11 protein-coding genes and 3 pseudogenes are annotated in these 16715 nt (G+C 38.7%); 6 read left to right on the top strand and 8 right to left on the bottom strand.

From position 1 onward, the window contains the following. Nucleotides 1–179 precede the first annotated feature (179 nt). Complete coding sequence (gene efp / locus E3U36_RS03910; RefSeq protein ID WP_180817163.1) at nucleotides 180–746, bottom strand: elongation factor P; 567 nt, start codon at nucleotides 744–746, stop codon at nucleotides 180–182. 44 nt (nucleotides 747–790) lie between these two features. Here efp and epmB point away from each other — a divergent pair, with 44 nt between their 5' ends. Beyond that, a complete protein-coding gene (epmB, locus tag E3U36_RS03905) occupies nucleotides 791–1813 on the top strand; it encodes an EF-P beta-lysylation protein EpmB (RefSeq protein ID WP_180817162.1) in 1023 nt (340 codons plus the stop codon). Nucleotides 1814–1874: 61 nt separating this feature from the next. Here the strand turns inward: epmB and E3U36_RS03900 are convergent. The 4 genes and pseudogenes from E3U36_RS03900 to E3U36_RS03885 all read right to left on the bottom strand — a co-directional run bounded on the left by E3U36_RS03900 (nucleotide 1875) and on the right by E3U36_RS03885 (nucleotide 5259). Beyond that, a pseudogene (locus E3U36_RS03900) lies at nucleotides 1875–2217 on the bottom strand (DUF4156 domain-containing protein). 371 nt (nucleotides 2218–2588) lie between these two features. Beyond that, complete coding sequence (gene groL, locus E3U36_RS03895) at nucleotides 2589–4244, bottom strand: chaperonin GroEL (protein ID WP_180817161.1); 1656 nt, start codon at nucleotides 4242–4244, stop codon at nucleotides 2589–2591. Between the two features lie 47 nt (nucleotides 4245–4291). Further along, nucleotides 4292–4585 (bottom strand): co-chaperone GroES, encoded by a 294-nt coding sequence (locus E3U36_RS03890; RefSeq protein WP_032116137.1) that lies wholly within the window; start codon nucleotides 4583–4585, stop codon nucleotides 4292–4294. Nucleotides 4586–4773: 188 nt separating this feature from the next. Further along, complete coding sequence (locus tag E3U36_RS03885; protein ID WP_180817160.1) at nucleotides 4774–5259, bottom strand: FxsA family protein; 486 nt, start codon at nucleotides 5257–5259, stop codon at nucleotides 4774–4776. A 383-nt stretch (nucleotides 5260–5642) separates the two neighbouring features. On the opposite strand from E3U36_RS03885, the gene aspA reads away from it, so the two are divergent. The 5 genes and pseudogenes from aspA (at nucleotide 5643) to ushA (ending at nucleotide 12349) form a co-directional block, all read left to right on the top strand. Continuing rightward, entirely contained in the window at nucleotides 5643–7067 is a 1425-nt protein-coding gene (aspA, locus tag E3U36_RS03880) for an aspartate ammonia-lyase (protein ID WP_180817159.1), read from the top strand. Nucleotides 7068–7201: 134 nt separating this feature from the next. Further along, on the top strand, nucleotides 7202–8509 hold the full coding sequence (locus tag E3U36_RS03875) for an anaerobic C4-dicarboxylate transporter (RefSeq protein ID WP_180817158.1): 1308 nt from the start codon (nucleotides 7202–7204) through the stop codon (nucleotides 8507–8509). Between the two features lie 164 nt (nucleotides 8510–8673). Beyond that, nucleotides 8674–9195 carry a protein-disulfide reductase DsbD domain-containing protein gene (locus E3U36_RS03870; protein WP_180817157.1) on the top strand — a complete coding sequence of 174 codons (522 nt, stop codon included), beginning with the start codon at nucleotides 8674–8676 and terminating at the stop codon, nucleotides 9193–9195. Nucleotides 9196–9259: 64 nt separating this feature from the next. After that, nucleotides 9260–10183: pseudogene (locus E3U36_RS03865) on the top strand (IS5 family transposase). Nucleotides 10184–10685: 502 nt separating this feature from the next. Further along, nucleotides 10686–12349: pseudogene (gene ushA, locus E3U36_RS03860) on the top strand (bifunctional UDP-sugar hydrolase/5'-nucleotidase UshA). A gap of 11 nt (nucleotides 12350–12360) precedes the next feature. Here the strand turns inward: ushA and ybaK are convergent. The 3 genes from ybaK to copA all read right to left on the bottom strand — a co-directional run bounded on the left by ybaK (nucleotide 12361) and on the right by copA (nucleotide 16619). Then, complete coding sequence (gene ybaK / locus E3U36_RS03855; RefSeq protein ID WP_180817156.1) at nucleotides 12361–12840, bottom strand: Cys-tRNA(Pro)/Cys-tRNA(Cys) deacylase YbaK; 480 nt, start codon at nucleotides 12838–12840, stop codon at nucleotides 12361–12363. Nucleotides 12841–12937: 97 nt separating this feature from the next. After that, nucleotides 12938–13753, bottom strand: a complete 816-nt coding sequence (locus tag E3U36_RS03850) for a TraB/GumN family protein (protein ID WP_180817155.1) — start codon at nucleotides 13751–13753, stop codon at nucleotides 12938–12940. 148 nt (nucleotides 13754–13901) lie between these two features. Next, nucleotides 13902–16619: a copper-exporting P-type ATPase CopA gene (gene copA, locus E3U36_RS03845; RefSeq protein ID WP_180817521.1), complete on the bottom strand. Its 2718-nt coding sequence runs from the start codon at nucleotides 16617–16619 to the stop codon at nucleotides 13902–13904. Nucleotides 16620–16715: the final 96 nt, after the last annotated feature.

Genomic DNA, 16715 nt, shown 5'->3' with positions numbered 1-16715 from the left:
AAATCACTAATGGCTAATAGAAAACAGATAAATCAATAGCTAAGATAATAGAAAATATTGCGGAAACAATAATAGCCTGAAATTTTCAGGCTATTATTAGCAATAAAAAATAATGCTCCTATCACTCCATTCATTGTTAACAAACAACCTTTAATTAAAAGCGATAGATTAGCTAAATATTATTTCACCCGAGAAACATATTCACCGGAGCGGGTATCAACTTTAATTACCTCACCAATTTGAACGAATAGCGGAACTTTTACCACCGCACCGGTACTTAATGTTGCCGGTTTTCCGCCCGTACCTGCGGTATCCCCCTTTAAACCCGGATCGGTATCAACCACTGCCAGTTCAACAAAATTCGGTGGCGTGATAGCAATAGGCTGTCCATTCCATAATGTAACAATGCAATCAGCTTGATCGATTAACCATTTTGCATTATCACCGACCGCTTTTTCATCAGCAGCTAGTTGCTCAAAAGTCTCATTATTCATAAAATGCCAAAACTCACCATCACTATATAGATAGGTCAAGTTCAGATCCATAACATCAGCACTTTCGACAGAATCAGTTGACTTAAATGTTTTTTCTAATAACTTATTAGAAATTAATTTACGGATCCGTACGCGAGCAAACGCTTGCCCTTTGCCTGGTTTGACAAATTCGCTTTCCACAATTGCACAAGGCTCGCCATCTAACGTGATTTTAAGACCTGAGCGAAATTCATTGGTACTATAGGTAGCCATAGAAATCCTCTAAATTTTTTAAGTAAAAATGGCATAGCCAAAAAATGTTTAATATTGTAACTCAAAAAAGCCCTGCCAAAGAAGTCTGGCTACAACAACTTGCAGAAGCTGTCACTGATCCTGACGAATTGCGACGATTACTGTCACTACAAAATGATCCGGAATTGCGTGCTGGAAGTGCTGCTCGTGCTTTATTTCCGCTGCGCGTACCTCACCCTTTTATTGCAAAAATGCGGATCGGTGATGCCAATGATCCCCTTTTACGGCAAGTTAATACGCTAAAATCTGAATTTAATCTTACGCCAACATTTTCGACTGACCCGTTAAATGAGCAAAATAGTCCAATTCCAGGATTATTACATAAATATCAGGATCGCGTCCTACTATTAGTGAAAGGAGGTTGTGCCGTTAATTGCCGCTACTGCTTCCGGCGTCACTTTCCGTATGAAGAACACAAAGGCAACAAACAAAATTGGCAGACTGCATTAAATTATATTCAACGCCATACTGAGCTTAATGAAGTTATTTTTTCAGGCGGCGATCCTTTGATGGCAAAAGATCATGAGTTAGATTGGCTGATGTCACAGTTAGAAACTATCCCTCATATCAAACGTCTTAGGATCCATAGCCGATTACCGGTGGTTATTCCTGCTCGCATTACCACAACACTTTGCCAACGTTTCAATATTTCTCGATTACAGATTATTATGGTGACTCATATCAATCATGCCAACGAAATTGACAGTGAGTTTAGTCGCGCGATGGAACAGTTAAAACAGGTAAGTGTTACCTTATTAAATCAAAGTGTACTTTTGCGCGGTGTGAATGATAATGCTGACTGTCTCGCTAAATTAAGTAATAAACTGTTTGAAAACGGCATACTACCTTATTATTTACATCTATTAGATAAAGTCCAAGGTGTCGCCCATTTTATGGTAACGGATGAAGAGGCTCGCATCATAATGAAAGAACTGCTTACCCGTATCTCAGGCTATCTGGTACCGAGATTAACCAGAGAAATAGGTGGAAAATTGAGTAAAACACCGATTGACTTACAATTACAATAACAATTTAGCTACATGATAAAACGCATGATCCTATATTATTCAGGATCATGCTTAGCATGCGTTATGGACACTTATAAACTTGTCCTATCATTTTTACTGTAAGTAGGAATAAAACTCGAGAGTAACGTTTCCGTTGGGCTATTAGCGCCATAAATAACATTACCTCCCATCTCAGCAGCTTTATTGCGTAAATCATTTGCTGCGCCACGCAGTGAACTAGACTCATTATTTACGCCACTAAGCCAATTACTTTGGGCGCCGGTAATCGACCCTAAATGCCGACATTCACTTCCATGCTGGGCATTAACGAAAAGAACTTTTTCACCCGCGGTAGTAATTTTATTGGTTGTTGAACAGCCAGCCAAGACAAATAGTGTGGCACCAAGCAATACTTTAATTCGCATGTTGTTCCTCAGTTACTTTTAGCTATACATTAATATCAACGCTTACATTACCGAATTTTTTTGCCAAATTAAGCTTATTATCAATAACAACATAATATCCAGCCAAATAGTTTGGCCATCAATCTTTTATACCAGCGTGTTAACAACATTTTACCCTATTCTAGTAAATATACTCGGTTAAATCATATTATCGCAAAATTAAATCATCTTATGTGAAAAAATAGACTTAAAGCCAATAACCAGCCGCTAGCAAACCCTTAATGAAACCAAATTGCAAACAGATAAAAATTTGATAATAAAAAACCCCGAGTCAAAAGTTAAACTCAGGGTTCTTTTCGTGATAAGGATAACGATGTTAGGATTTTAATACCTTACATCATACCACCCATACCACCCATACCACCCATACCACCCATACCAGCAGCAGCACCTAGATCAGCTTTATCTTCTTTTGGTAAATCAGTTACCATAGCTTCAGTTGTGATCATAAGACCGGCGATTGAGCCAGCAAATTGTAAAGCCGAACGAGTAACCTTAGTTGGATCCAGAATACCCATGTCAAGCATGTCGCCATACTCTTCAGTTAAAGCGTTATAACCGTAGTTGCCTTTACCTTGTTTAACATTGTTAACAACTACAGCTGATTCTTCGCCCGCATTCTCAACAATTTGGCGCATAGGTGATTCCATCGCGCGAAGGGCGATATCAATACCAACTTTTTGATCTTCGTTGTCACCTTTCAACTTATCTAATGCAGCTGCAACACGAACTAGAGCAACACCGCCGCCAGCAACAATACCTTCCTCTACGGCTGCACGAGTTGCATGCAACGCATCATCAACACGGGCACGTTTCTCTTTCATTTCAACTTCAGTCGCAGCACCTACTTTAATCACCGCAACACCACCTGATAACTTGGCAATACGCTCTTGTAATTTTTCACGATCATAATCGGAGGTTGCTTCATCACGTTGTTGCTTAATTTGTTCGATACGGCTTTTAATCGTGCTTTTTTCACCGATACCATCAATAATAGTGGTGTTATCTTTGTTAATAACGATACGTTTCGCTTGACCTAAATCTTCTAGCGTCGCTTTCTCCAACTCCATACCGATCTCTTCAGAGATAACAGCACCTTTGGTTAGAATAGCAATATCCTGCAACATGGCTTTACGGCGATCACCAAAACCAGGGGCTTTTACCGCAGCAACTTTTACAATACCACGTAAGTTGTTTACCACCAATGTCGCCAGGGCTTCACCTTCAACATCTTCAGCAATAATCAACAACGATTTGCCTGCTTTAGCGACAGCTTCCAATGCAGGTAACAATTCACGAATATTAGAAACTTTTTTATCTACTAACAAGATATAGGCATTTTCTAATTCGACAGAGCCCGCATCTGGCTTATTAATAAAATAAGGAGACAAATAACCGCGATCAAATTGCATACCTTCAACAGTAGCTAGTTCATCTTCTAAACCGGAACCTTCTTCAACGGTAATAACGCCTTCTTTGCCAACTGCTTTCATTGCTTTAGCAATTAATTCACCGACGGTTTTATCAGAGTTAGCCGAAATCGTACCGACTTGTTCAATCTCTTTATTATCAGCACACGGTTTAGATAATTTTTTCAATTCTTCAACTGCCGCAGAAACCGCTTTATCAATACCTCGTTTTAAATCCATTGGGTTCATGCCGGCAGCAACCGCTTTTAAACCTTCGCTAACAATCGATTGAGCGAGTACTGTTGCTGTGGTTGTGCCATCGCCTGCTGCATCATTCGCCTTAGATGCAACTTCTTTTACCATCTGGGCACCCATATTTTCGAATTTATCTTCTAATTCGATTTCACGCGCAACAGACACACCATCTTTAGTAATTGAAGGTGCTCCGAAAGATTTATCCAGAATTACATTACGGCCTTTCGGACCTAAAGTAACTTTAACTGCATCAGCAAGAATACTCACTCCACGAAGCATTTTTGCACGGGCGTCAATCCCAAATTTTACGTCTTTAGCTGCCATTGTTTCTTTCCTTTAAATTCATTCATTCTGAAGATCTAAGCGAGAAATTATTTTTCAACAATTGCCAGAATATCGCTTTCTGACATAATCAATACTTCGTCGTTATCAATCTTTTCTGTCTTCACGCCATAGCCGTCGTTAAAAATAACAGTATCGCCAACTTTCACATCTAACGGTTTATTTTCACCATTTTCTAAAATGCGACCGTTACCAACAGCTAGCACTTTGCCTCGAGTTGACTTACCAGCAGCAGAGCCCGTCAAAACAATTCCTCCAGCAGATTTAGCTTCAACTTCTTCGCGCTTGATGATAACCCTATCATGCAATGGACGTATCTTCATTAATAGATCTCCTATAAATAAAATCCATATAAGGTAAATAAGGATGATACTAGTATGTCTTATTACACCAGTACCCTCTTTGACGAAATGGGGTCAATTAAAATCAGTTCAAGGGGGTATACAAAAAATTTTTCATTTTTTCTTTCTACTTAAAAACAAAATCGTTAGTATTATTTATCATCATGATCTTATTTTTTAGAAAATTTGTCTTCATGTTTAATGCTGTTTGATGGAGAATCAGATTTTCTATCAAATGCGCCTTCATAGGTATGCCCTTTTGAAGAACGGTTAAAATTATCGTTATCTGCCCCGGCAGAATAAAAATGAATATGCGGCATAAGCTTCACGACTATCAGTTTTTGGATCGGAGAAAATAGTAGTAACAAACCTAAAAAATCCGTAAAAAAACCGGGTATGATTAACAGAATACCTGCAATCACTAAGGCCACATTCTTCATCATCTCCTCGGCCGGATTTTCACCGTCAGCTAATTTTTGACGGATTAACAATAAGTTCTTAATTCCCTGACTTTTTACTAAAGAAATTCCAAGGCATGAAGTTAAAACGACCAATATTAAAGTGGTTAATACACCTATGCTCTCAGCAACTCTAACAAAAATAACTGCTTCGATATAAATTAACAGGCATAAAAGTATGAATGGAAACCAACGCATACAATTCTCCTAATATTTGCTAATAAAACGCTAGCCTCTTGACTTAGCAAGATAAATTTTCTCAAAAAAATGAATATCACAATATTTGCTTTATAAGCCGATAATACCCATATGATGCAGATCTATCATACATTTTTTAATGATAAAAAATTTTAGTTTTTTTAATGGGTTATGTGAATGTGATCACACATATCATATTTAATCCACTAAAATGCATATATAGTATTCCATATTTATGACAATACCACTATTTCGGAATATATATCACGGTTATAATTAAAATCTTAGTTATTAATTTCAAATCTGACGTTAATATAATCAATTTTTACTATTATATTACATATTCAGTTAGTAAATCGCTATTTAATTTTAGGAAGGTTTGTATGTCTAAAAGTATCCGTTCTGAAGAAGACCTATTAGGTAAACGAGATGTACCTGCTGAAGCCTATTATGGTATTCATACATTGCGTGCGATCGAGAATTTCTATATTAGCGACCGAACTATTAATCATGTACCCGAATTTATTCGCGGAATGGTAATGGTAAAAAAAGCAGCGGCAATGGCAAATAAAGAACTAAAAACCATTCCACAAAAACAAGCAGATGCGATTATTAATGCCTGTGACCAAATTTTAGATAAAGGCAAGTGCATGGATCAGTTTCCAGTAGATGTCTTTCAAGGGGGAGCCGGTACATCATTAAATATGAATACTAACGAAGTCCTGGCTAACATTGGTCTTGAATTAATGGGACATAAAAAAGGTGAATACCAATATTTAGATCCCAATGACCATTTAAATAAGAGTCAATCAACTAATGATGCCTATCCAACCGGCTTTCGAATTGCGGTTTATAACTCTAGTACTAACCTCATTAAATCAATTACCCTACTTCAAGAAGGTTTTGAACAAAAAACCAACCAATTTAAAGATATTCTTAAAATGGGTCGCACCCAATTACAAGATGCGGTTCCTATGACAGTAGGGCAAGAATTTCATGCATTTGCTACATTATTAAAAGAAGAAATAAAAAATTTACACCGCGCTAGTGAATTATTACTTGAAGTCAATCTTGGTGCAACCGCAATCGGAACCCGAGTCAATACCGCTGCCGGTTATCAAGAATTGGTGGTAAAAAAATTAGCTGAAGTAACAGGATTGCCCTGCATTCCGGCAGAAGATTTAATTGAAGCAACTTCCGACTGTGGTGCTTATATTACAGTACATGCAGGCTTAAAACGCTTAGCCGTTAAACTATCAAAAATCTGTAATGATCTTCGCCTACTCTCTTCCGGCCCTCGTGCTGGTTTACAAGAAATCAATCTACCCGAACTACAAGCGGGTTCATCTATTATGCCTGCTAAAGTCAATCCTGTTATCCCTGAAGTGGTTAATCAAGCATGCTTCAAAGTTATTGGCAACGATACTTGTGTTACTATCGCAGCGGAAGCAGGACAATTGCAATTAAATGTGATGGAGCCGGCAATCGGCCAGGCAATTTTTGAATCTATTTCATTAATGAAGAATTCTTGCCGTAATTTACTGGAAAAATGTATTAACGGTATTACCGTCAATAAAGAAATATGCGAAAAATATGTTTTTAATTCGATTGGCATTGTCACTTATCTTAATCCATTTATCGGTCATCATAATGGCGATATCGTCGGTAAAATATGCGCTGAAACAGGTAAAAATGTTAGAGAAGTAGTATTAGAGCGAGGTTTACTAACAGAAGAACAATTAGACGATATTTTTTCTGTTGCAAATCTAAAAAATCCTCAGTATAAAGCGAAACGCTTTGATGACTAAATTAGCATGTTAACAATAAAAATTAATTCGTCTTAATTTTTAAGGCACGCTCTCTGCAAAGAAGCGTGACTTTTACTTTATGCATATACAAAAAACAAACAAAATATTATCAATTACTTTAAGGAGTAAACATTATGTTAGCCGTAGAATTTATTATTGTTCTGCTGGCCATCTTTCTGGGAGCACGACTAGGAAGTATCGGTATAGGCTTTGCTGGCGGTCTTGGCTTCTTGATGCTGGCAATTTTAGGGGTTAAACCAGGAACAATACACTATGATGTTATTTCCATTATTATGGCTGTTATCGCCGCTATCTCGGCCATGCAAATTGCCGGTGGATTAGATTATTTGATTGATCAAACAGAAAAATTACTTCGTAAAAATCCTAAATACATTACCATCTTAGCGCCGATCGTTACCTATTTTCTGACTTTATTTGCAGGTACAGGTAATATTTCATTGGCAACTTTACCGGTTATTGCAGAAGTTGCTAAAGAAAATGGTATTAAACCCTGCCGGCCCTTATCAACAGCTGTTGTTGCGGCACAAATCGGCATCACTGCATCACCGATTTCAGCTGCTGTGGTCTATATTGCTTCGGTTATGGAAAATCCTGCTATGGTTAGTAAACCCATTAGCTTACTAGCGATTCTCTTACCGGCAACTTTTTTAGCTATTTTACTTATGTCATTCATTATTTCTTGGTGCTTTGATTCTAAACTGGCTAATGATCGCATTTATCAACAACGTTTAGCCGCCGGATTAATTGAATTAAGAGGTTGTCAGTCTAAAAAAATTAAAGCTGGCCCGAAAAAGTCAGTGTTATTTTTTCTGCTAGGTGTCATATGTGTGGTTATTTATGCCATGATTAATAGCCCCAGTCTTGGTCTAATTGAAACACCACTAATGAATACGACCAATGCAATTTTGATTATTATGTTAAGTGTAGCGACCTTCATTACACTAAGTTGCCATGTTAAAACAGATGCTATCTTAAATTCTAGTACCTTTAAAGCAGGTATGAGTGCCTGTATCTGTATTTTAGGCGTAGCATGGTTAGGAGATACTTTTGTACAGACTAATATGGAGTGGATAAAAGCCACTGCCGGTCAACTTATTCATGATCATTCATGGATGCTAGCGGTGATATTTTTCATCTGTTCTGCACTACTCTACTCTCAGGCTGCAACGGCTAAGGCGCTAATGCCAATGGCGCTTGCTTTAAACGTCAGTCGATTAACCGCCATTGCCTCTTTTGCTGCAGTTTCGGGTCTCTTCGTTTTACCAACCTATCCAACATTAGTTGCCGCTGTTCAAATGGATGACACCCGTAAGACTCGCATTTGTCGCTTTGTGTTTAATCATCCATTTTTTATTCCTGGCACTATTGGTGTTTGCCTATCTGTCCTTTTCGGTTTTTTGTTTGGTAGCATCATCCTTTAATGTTAGAAAAATCTGATTCAAGGACCTAAAGTCCTTGAATTTTTATCGTAACAATCAATATTCTTTAAACAAATTAGCCACTAAAACTTTTCCAATCGATAAACAGTAGGTTATAGTTAAATAATTATCTTATTTTAAACTTAACAGCTATTTTTAAATCTATTATGCAGAGACGTGTTTATGTTTTAAGCTTATTACTAATACTGTGTTGGACATTCCTTTTATCAACCGCAGCATATGCTATTTTTGAAAAAGGAGGAATGAATCAATTGCTCTCTGCTGATCAAGCCTTCGTGTTTGATTTTGAACAAAAAGACAACAAATTGATAGTGAACTGGCAAATACAGCCCGGCTATTATCTCTATCAAAAACAGACAAAATTCCTTCCCAATCATGCCAAGCTCAGTAAATATCAATTACCAAAAGGAAAATATCATGAAGATGAATTTTTTGGTAAAACAGTTGTTTATTTTAATAATTTAGTTATTAATATTCCTATTATCAGTGCCACAGACCAAGCCAATATTGAAGTGAGATATCAAGGGTGTGCAGCTGCCGGCTACTGTTATCCACCAGAAACAAAAATTATTCCACTTAGCTCCGTCATTGCCACCAAACAATCGCTAGCCACCAGTAAATTTGTTCAACCAAACGCTAACTCGTCAGCGAAAAAAGGGCTTTGTTGAATAAATCGAACTTTTAGGTGATTGGCGGAGCTGATCGCTAAATTCGTTTCAACATCAGGTCCCCATGGCAAAGCAAAAGTTTAAAATTACCAACTGGCCCGCGTACAACAAGGCACTCAGACAACGCGGTTCCCTGACGGTCTGGCTTGATGAGTCGGCCATCGCTGGATGGACTGACAGTTCTTCGCCTGAAGGTCGTGGCCGGCCGCTTTACTACAGCGATATGGCTGTTACCACTGTCCTGATGATGAAGCGTGTGTTTAACCTGTCGCTCCGGGCATTACAGGGCTTCGTTGATTCGATTTTTAAACTCATGTCTTTGCCGCTGTGCTGTCCGGACTACTCGCTGGTCAGCAGACGAGCAAAGAGCGTCAACATCAGCATAAAAACGCCAACGCGTGGTGAAATCTCGCATCTGGTCATCGACAGTACCGGTCTGAAGGTCTTTGGCGAAGGTGAAAGGAAAGTCAGGCAGCATGGGGCTGACAGACGAAGAGTGTGGCGCAAGCTTCATCTGGCAGCAGACAGTGTGACTCATGAGATTATCTGTGCCGACTTATCGCTCAGCGGAACGACAGATGCGCAGGCACTGCCGGGCCTGATTAACCAAACCCACCGGAAAATCAGGGAAGTGTTAGCAGACGGTGCTTATGACGCCTGTTACTGCCACGACGCGTTGCTAAGAAAGAAAATCAGGCCCCTTATCCCGCCGCGAAGCGGAGCGAAATACTGGCCGGACAAGTACCATGAACGTAACCATGCGGTGGCGAATCAGCGTCTGAGCAGGAGTAATGATATGTGGAAAAAGAAAGTGGGTTATCACCGGCGTTCAGTGGCAGAAACAGCGATGTTCCGCATAAAAACTTTGCTGGGTGGCCATCTGAGCCTGCGTGACTAGGAGGTTCAGGTAGGTGAAGCAATGGCGATGGTCAAAGCGCTGAACCGTATGACGTTGTTGGGTATGCCACACAGCGTCAGGATCGGATAACAGCTGTAGCAGAGGGAGCCATCCTGGCGGCTAATTCTGATTTATTCAACAAAGCCATACACTTTCTGTGTAATATAAATTTAACTGCTGAAACGATGTCAATTGTCTCGAAAGGTTAATGCAAAGGGTATTTATCAATCATCTCAGCAATAGAATCATTAGGTTGATACTTTTACATTTTGGATATAATTAGCAATAATGATGTATCAAATAACAAGTATAGTAGTTATTTATGCTAATAAAATAAAAAAATTTGCAAAAATCAAAATGAATTGATAGATTATTTTTTGACTGAGCATTTTTATTGCCATTTAGGCTAACAATACCAACGATCATCTAATGTTTTTCATATGGTTTTATTAAGTTTTTCAGTCAATTAACTGAATTAAAATAATCATTATCCACTATTCCTTTAGCAATAGAGACTTATTTTTATAGGATATAAAATAAATTATTTGACGAAATACAGAGGGTATAAATTTTTAATAGTGTGGAGACAGATATGCGATTGTCACTTAAGAATTCCCTGGGTGGGATAATGTTATTTTTATGGTTGTTATTAAGTCCAACCGCAATTGCATGGCAAAAAGATAAAACTTACTCTATCACAATATTACATACCAATGATCATCATGGTCATTTTTGGCATAACCAAAACGGAGAATATGGGTTAGCAGCGCAAAAAACATTAGTTGCATAAATTCGCCATGAAGTTGCAAAAAAAGGGGAATTGTTTTACTGCTTTCCGGTGGAGATATTAACACAGGTGTGCCTGAATCCGATTTGCAAGATGCTAAACCAGATATTAAAGGCATGAATATGATTGGTTATGACGCAATGGCAATTGGTAATCATGAGTTTGATAAACCTTTGGCGCTCTTACGCAAACAACAACAATGGGCAACTTTTCCTTTTTTGTCAGCCAATATTTATCAAACCAGTACTCGCCAGAGATTATTCAAACCCTATCTTATTTTTAATAAACAGGGCATTAAAATTGCCGTTATTGGTTTAACTACCGACGATACTGTTAAGTTAGGTAACCCAGGGATATTTTCCGATATAGAATTCCGTTCTCCTATCAATGAAGCAAAAACGGTGATCCAATCTTTACGTGCTAATTAAAAACCTGATATCGTTATTGCAGCGACGCATATGGGACATTATAACAATGGTGAACATGGTTCTAATGCTCCTGGTGATGTTGAAATGGCGCGTAGTGTACCTACTGGATATTTGGATATGATAGTGGGCGGTCATTCTCAAGATCCCTTTTGTATGTCCGTCAGCAGGACAAATTACAAACAAGTTGATTATGTGCCTGGTACATTATGTATCCCAGATCGTCAAAATGGAACTTGGATTGTGCAGGCTCATGAATGGGGAAAATATGTTGGGCGGGCTGATTTTGAATTTAAAAATGGCAAATTTATTTTAACCCGTTATCGACTTATTCCTATTAATTTAAAAAAGAAACGGCTTAATGAAGATGGTTCTACAGAGTTAACTCTTTATACACGAGAAATTCCGCCAGATGTTGATATGGTAAAATTACTTTCTCCGTTTCAGACAAAAGGCCGTCAACAATTAGATATGAAATTAGGTTTTGTTGATGGTAGATTACAAGGTTCCCGCAACAAAATACGTTTTGAGCAAACTAATTTGGCACGGCTTATTTTAGCGTCGCGAGTGGAACGTGTAAATGCCGACTTTGCCATTATGAGCAGTGGCATGATCCGTAATTCTATTGAACGAGGTGAGATCAGTTATCGACAAATATTTAAGGTTTTACCTTTTGCTAATCATGTAGCCTATGTTGATTTTAATGGTCAGGAAGTGAACAATTATTTGGCAGCCGTTGCTAGTATGACGCCCGGTTCTGGGGCTTATGCCCAATTCTATAATATCAGTTTAATTCGTCATAAAGATGGCACGATTACAGATATTAAAATAGCCGGTCAGCCACTAGATATTAAAAAGCATTATCGGATGGCAACACTAGATTTTATTGCTTTTGGTGGTGATGGTTACCCGAAAATTAGCCATCATCCAAATTATGTCAATTCCGGATTGGTGGACACTGAGGTATTAAAGCATTTTATTGAAAAACATGCGCCGTTAAAAGTTAATGATTATGCGCCCGGTAAAGAAATTATTAATCATTGATTAATTCGGTATTATTTATCACTTTTTATATTGGCAAAAATTGCATTTAATAAATGAGCTAAATCGTTGGGATCAAGTTCAATCTCAAGTCCTCTTTTTCCACCTGAAATATAAATAGTGGCAAATTGCTTGGCTTGTTCATCAATAATAGTGGGCAGACATTTTTTTTGTCCTAATGGGCTAATTCCGCCTAATAAATAGCCTGTTATTTTTTGGGCGATTTGAGGATCAACCATTTCTGCTTTTTTGGCGTTAAATGTGCTGGCAACGCGTTTCAAATTAAGTTGTCCAGATACCGTTGTGATAGCAACGATGAGCTGTTTGCTATTTCCATTTAACGCTACCAGTAGCGTTTTAAATACTTGCCTGGCATCAAGCGCCAATTTTTCCACCGCCTCTTGACCGAAATGATGTAGATGAGCATCATGTTTATAGCTATGTAGCACATATTTGATTCCTTTTTTTTGCAATAAGTTAATAGCGGGGGTCATATAAAAACCTTATTTTATGTAATGTTATAGCGGGTGGTTAAATTGCCATTTTATTATTTTGATTGGCAATATCGCTTAAATAAAAACTGGAATTGAATTAATCGATTTGTTGTTTAAATAAGTTAGCAAGGTTGTTGTCGCCATATAAATGTAAAGCGCCAACGGCCACTACATAATGACCCGCTGACAATTTTTTTAACTTTTGATACCATAATAAATTACGTTCTTGCATTAATAACTGATAAACATCATCACGAAATGTTCTCGGTAATTTTAAATTCAGCTCAGGTTTGAAGTTTATCCACCAACTCAACATTATCTGTAGCGAACGAGCATTAGAGCGCCAATATGTCAAGGTATCTTCCAATAAAGATTGTCCATTATTGGGTAAATTCATGAGGAGCTCGATTTGGGAGGCGGCACCTTCTAGTTCAATGATCGGTTTCTGCTGTTGCTGTGCAACTTGCAGCAGTTGATAATCTATCCCGTATTGAGGAAATAATCCTAGGCTCTGCGCTTGATTGGCTTGTAAGAACAACGCAATTTGCCAGGCAGCAAGAGCATCTAATTGTTCGTAGTGCAGTTTGATTTCTTGGCAATAATGTTTAAATTTCAGATATAGTAAAGGTGAAAGCCGTTGTTTGACCGGTGGGCAAGGGATATCAGGATTGTTAGTTAAGGGAGGCACGGTATCAGTAATGTAGGCTTCAACAATCAAAGCATCGGATTGATTGAGTTTGTTTATTAGAGTTTGAGGTAGCGGGAACATATTTTTGCTGGCCATATGAATACTACCAACGAGATGCAGATGAATATTTTCGGCCAGGCTAACATCATAAGCAGGATAAGGATAATGTTTAGTCTTATTGGCAATCAAATATTTTTTTAGCCTAGATAATACAGGCTCTACCATTCTTCATTTTCCCTTAACACAAAAATTGCTCATTGCCAGTTTAATAGGTTAGCTGTTTTTAATCATTGAGTACAAGATTTTCTATGCTTTATAAAAAACGGTAACTGAATTTTAGTCACCGTTTTGTTAACTGGTGGATGATAATTTATTACTTAGGTTTAAATCGCAATAAACGATTTGCATTACTAACGACAGTAATTGATGACAATGCCATAGCGACACTAGCAATAACCGGATTAAGTAAGGTTCCAGTAAATGGATAAAATAGACCTGCTGCGATGGGGATGCCCAGTGTGTTGTAAATAAACGCACCAAACAGATTTTGTTTCATATTACGCAAAGTCCCTTGGGCACTTTGCACCGCATCAGCAACACTATGTAAGTTATTATTAATTAATGTGATAGCGGCTGTTTCAATTGCAATATCACTACCGCTCCCAATGGCAATACCAACATCAGCACGAGCTAGAGCAGGGGCGTCATTAATGCCATCACCAATCATGGCAACTTTATGACCACTCTTTTGTAGTTGTGCGATGACGGCTGCTTTTTTATCGGGCAATACACCGGCAAACACTTGATCGATTCCCAATTCTTTAGCAATGGCATTGGCAGTGATTGGATTATCACCGGTTAACATGATCAATTGATATTTTTGCTTATGTAGCCGCTGTAAAGCGCTAATGGCGGTTTCTCGTAGTGGATCTCGAATTGAAAATAATGCAGCTAATTGATTATCAATGGCCAGTAAGACCGGAGTGATCCCATTACTGGCTTGTTTAGCAATTAATTGATCAACTTGTTGGCTGCTAATCGAGTATTGTGACATCAGGGCCTGGGTGCCTAACAAAATTGTTTTATTGTCGATTTCACCTTTCACTCCGGCGCCGGCTAAAGTGCGGAACTGATGTACCTCTGGTAACGATAACCCAACGCTTTTCGCTAAAATCGCATTCGCTAATGGATGATTAGCACCTTGCTCAAGGGCGCCAGCAATGGCTAGTACTTGGGATTGTTCAAATTGATTAAAAGTATGAATTTCTGTGACTTCAGGTTTACCTAGCGTTAATGTTCCGGTTTTATCGAAAACAAAGGTGTCTAGGTTGCTAGCTTGTTGTAATGCTTCGGCATCGAGTATTAGAGCGCCATATTCTGCTGCGCGAGCAACACCCGCAATAATTGACATTGGCGTTGCTAGACCAAGTGCACATGGGCAGGCGATGATGAGTACGCTGGTGGTAACTATTAATGCATAGCTGATTTGAGGTGATGGTCCAAAAAAATACCAGATAGTTCCGGCAATTAAGGCAATTATGATCACAGTAGGGACGAAAATAGCGGCGATTTTATCAGCCAGTAGTCCTATTGCTGGTTTACTGCTTTGTGCTTGGCGCACTAATTTAATAATGCGTGCTAAGGTGGTATATTGGCCGACTGCCGAAACCCGCAATAATGCAGTACCATCTTGTACCACTGTTCCTGCATGTACTTTTTCACCTACGGTCCTATATTGTGCAATAACCTCCCCAGTTAACATTGATTCATCTAGCCAAATTTCACCGCTAGTCAGCTCATCGTCAACGGGAACGCGATCACCGGTAGTTAGACGTAATACCATACCTTGTTCAACTTGTGACAGTGGCACTCTATTTTCGCCCTTTTCACTAATAACCAGTGCAGTGGGTGGTGTGAGATCAAGTAATCGCCTTAGCGCATTTGATGAACTTTGACGGGCACCTTGTTCTAATGCATGGCCAAGATTAATTAAACCAATGATCATTAGACTGGCTTCATAATAAAGATGACGAGCCTGGAAAGGAAATTTATCTGGCCACAAATTAACGCTAATTGAATATAGCCAGGCGGCACCGGTTCCAAGTGCGACCAGGGTGTCCATTGTTGCACTGCCATTTTTTAGACTTCTCCAGGCGTTATAATAAAAATGGCCACCAGTTAAAACCATGATAATCAGAGTGAGCATACCAATAAGCAGCCAGCTAAATTGATTTTCTTCACTTAACATCATATGGTTGCCAATCATGCCCCAAATCATAACAGCGATACCAATTAGTAGTGCTAAAGCGGCTTGCCAACGAAATTTGCGTATAATGTCCTTGGTTAGCTGCTGTTGTTTTTCTCGATGTTCCATTTCATTGTCAATGATTTCGGCGTCATAACCTGCTTTTTGCACCGCTTGAATTAATGCGTGATGTTTAGCTTGTCCGGTGATTAGAGCACTGCGTTCGGCTAAATTAACCTGAGCGTTTTGTACGCCTGGAATACTAAGTAACGCTTTTTGTACTTTATTAACGCAGCTGGCACATGTCATACCATTGATGAGTAATTGTATTGTCTCACTATCAAGATTTACTTTCTCAAGTCTATCTGATGCAGTTTGTTTGCTAACTGTTTGGGTTGTCTCGGGTGATAGTGTGGCTGATTGTTGGCGAATGGAAGGATTGCTTGCTGTTTCCAATGTCGCTTGGTAGCCGGCCGATTTAACCGCCGCAATTAGCTCTGTGGGCTTGGCAGTACCAAAAATTTGAGCTGTTTGAGTGGTTACTATGGCTGCGGCAACACCACTGATATTTTCCAATGTTTGTTGTGTTTTATTGACACAGTTGCGGCAATTGAGCCCTGTAAGCTGTAGTTTAATATCAGGTTGTGTTGCCACTTTCCCTTGGTAACCGGCTTGTTCGATGGTTTTAATTATATCTTGTACTGAAGCAGAACCGGTAACTGTGGCATAATTAAGTGTAACGGCAACTTGTTGTATGTCTGGCAGTGCTTCCAGCGCTTTAGTTAGCTTGCTAATACAATTGGAGCAAGTCAGTCCTTGTAGCGCTAGAATGGTGATATTAGGCATGATTGACACTCCTAATGCATACAATAAATTAATTGGTATAATGCTAATTACGTCCTAACATTATGGCTGAAATAACCTGGATTATGATAAAGGTTA

Source organism: Arsenophonus endosymbiont of Aphis craccivora, assembly GCF_013460135.1.
Lineage (GTDB): Bacteria > Pseudomonadota > Gammaproteobacteria > Enterobacterales > Enterobacteriaceae > Arsenophonus > Arsenophonus nilaparvatae.
This window is presented reverse-complemented; position numbering and strand designations above follow the sequence as displayed.

What these genes read in the sequence shown, in the direction of transcription:
- efp (WP_180817163.1), bottom strand. Translation starts at nt 746, where the DNA reads ATGGCTACCTATAGTACCAATGAATTTCGCTCAGGTCTTAAAATCACG.
- epmB (WP_180817162.1), top strand. Translation starts at nt 791, where the DNA reads ATGTTTAATATTGTAACTCAAAAAAGCCCTGCCAAAGAAGTCTGGCTA.
- groL (WP_180817161.1), bottom strand. Translation starts at nt 4,244, where the DNA reads ATGGCAGCTAAAGACGTAAAATTTGGGATTGACGCCCGTGCAAAAATG.
- E3U36_RS03890 (WP_032116137.1), bottom strand. Translation starts at nt 4,585, where the DNA reads ATGAAGATACGTCCATTGCATGATAGGGTTATCATCAAGCGCGAAGAA.
- E3U36_RS03885 (WP_180817160.1), bottom strand. Translation starts at nt 5,259, where the DNA reads ATGCGTTGGTTTCCATTCATACTTTTATGCCTGTTAATTTATATCGAA.
- aspA (WP_180817159.1), top strand. Translation starts at nt 5,643, where the DNA reads ATGTCTAAAAGTATCCGTTCTGAAGAAGACCTATTAGGTAAACGAGAT.
- E3U36_RS03875 (WP_180817158.1), top strand. Translation starts at nt 7,202, where the DNA reads ATGTTAGCCGTAGAATTTATTATTGTTCTGCTGGCCATCTTTCTGGGA.
- E3U36_RS03870 (WP_180817157.1), top strand. Translation starts at nt 8,674, where the DNA reads ATGCAGAGACGTGTTTATGTTTTAAGCTTATTACTAATACTGTGTTGG.
- ybaK (WP_180817156.1), bottom strand. Translation starts at nt 12,840, where the DNA reads ATGACCCCCGCTATTAACTTATTGCAAAAAAAAGGAATCAAATATGTG.
- E3U36_RS03850 (WP_180817155.1), bottom strand. Translation starts at nt 13,753, where the DNA reads ATGGTAGAGCCTGTATTATCTAGGCTAAAAAAATATTTGATTGCCAAT.
- copA (WP_180817521.1), bottom strand. Translation starts at nt 16,619, where the DNA reads ATGCCTAATATCACCATTCTAGCGCTACAAGGACTGACTTGCTCCAAT.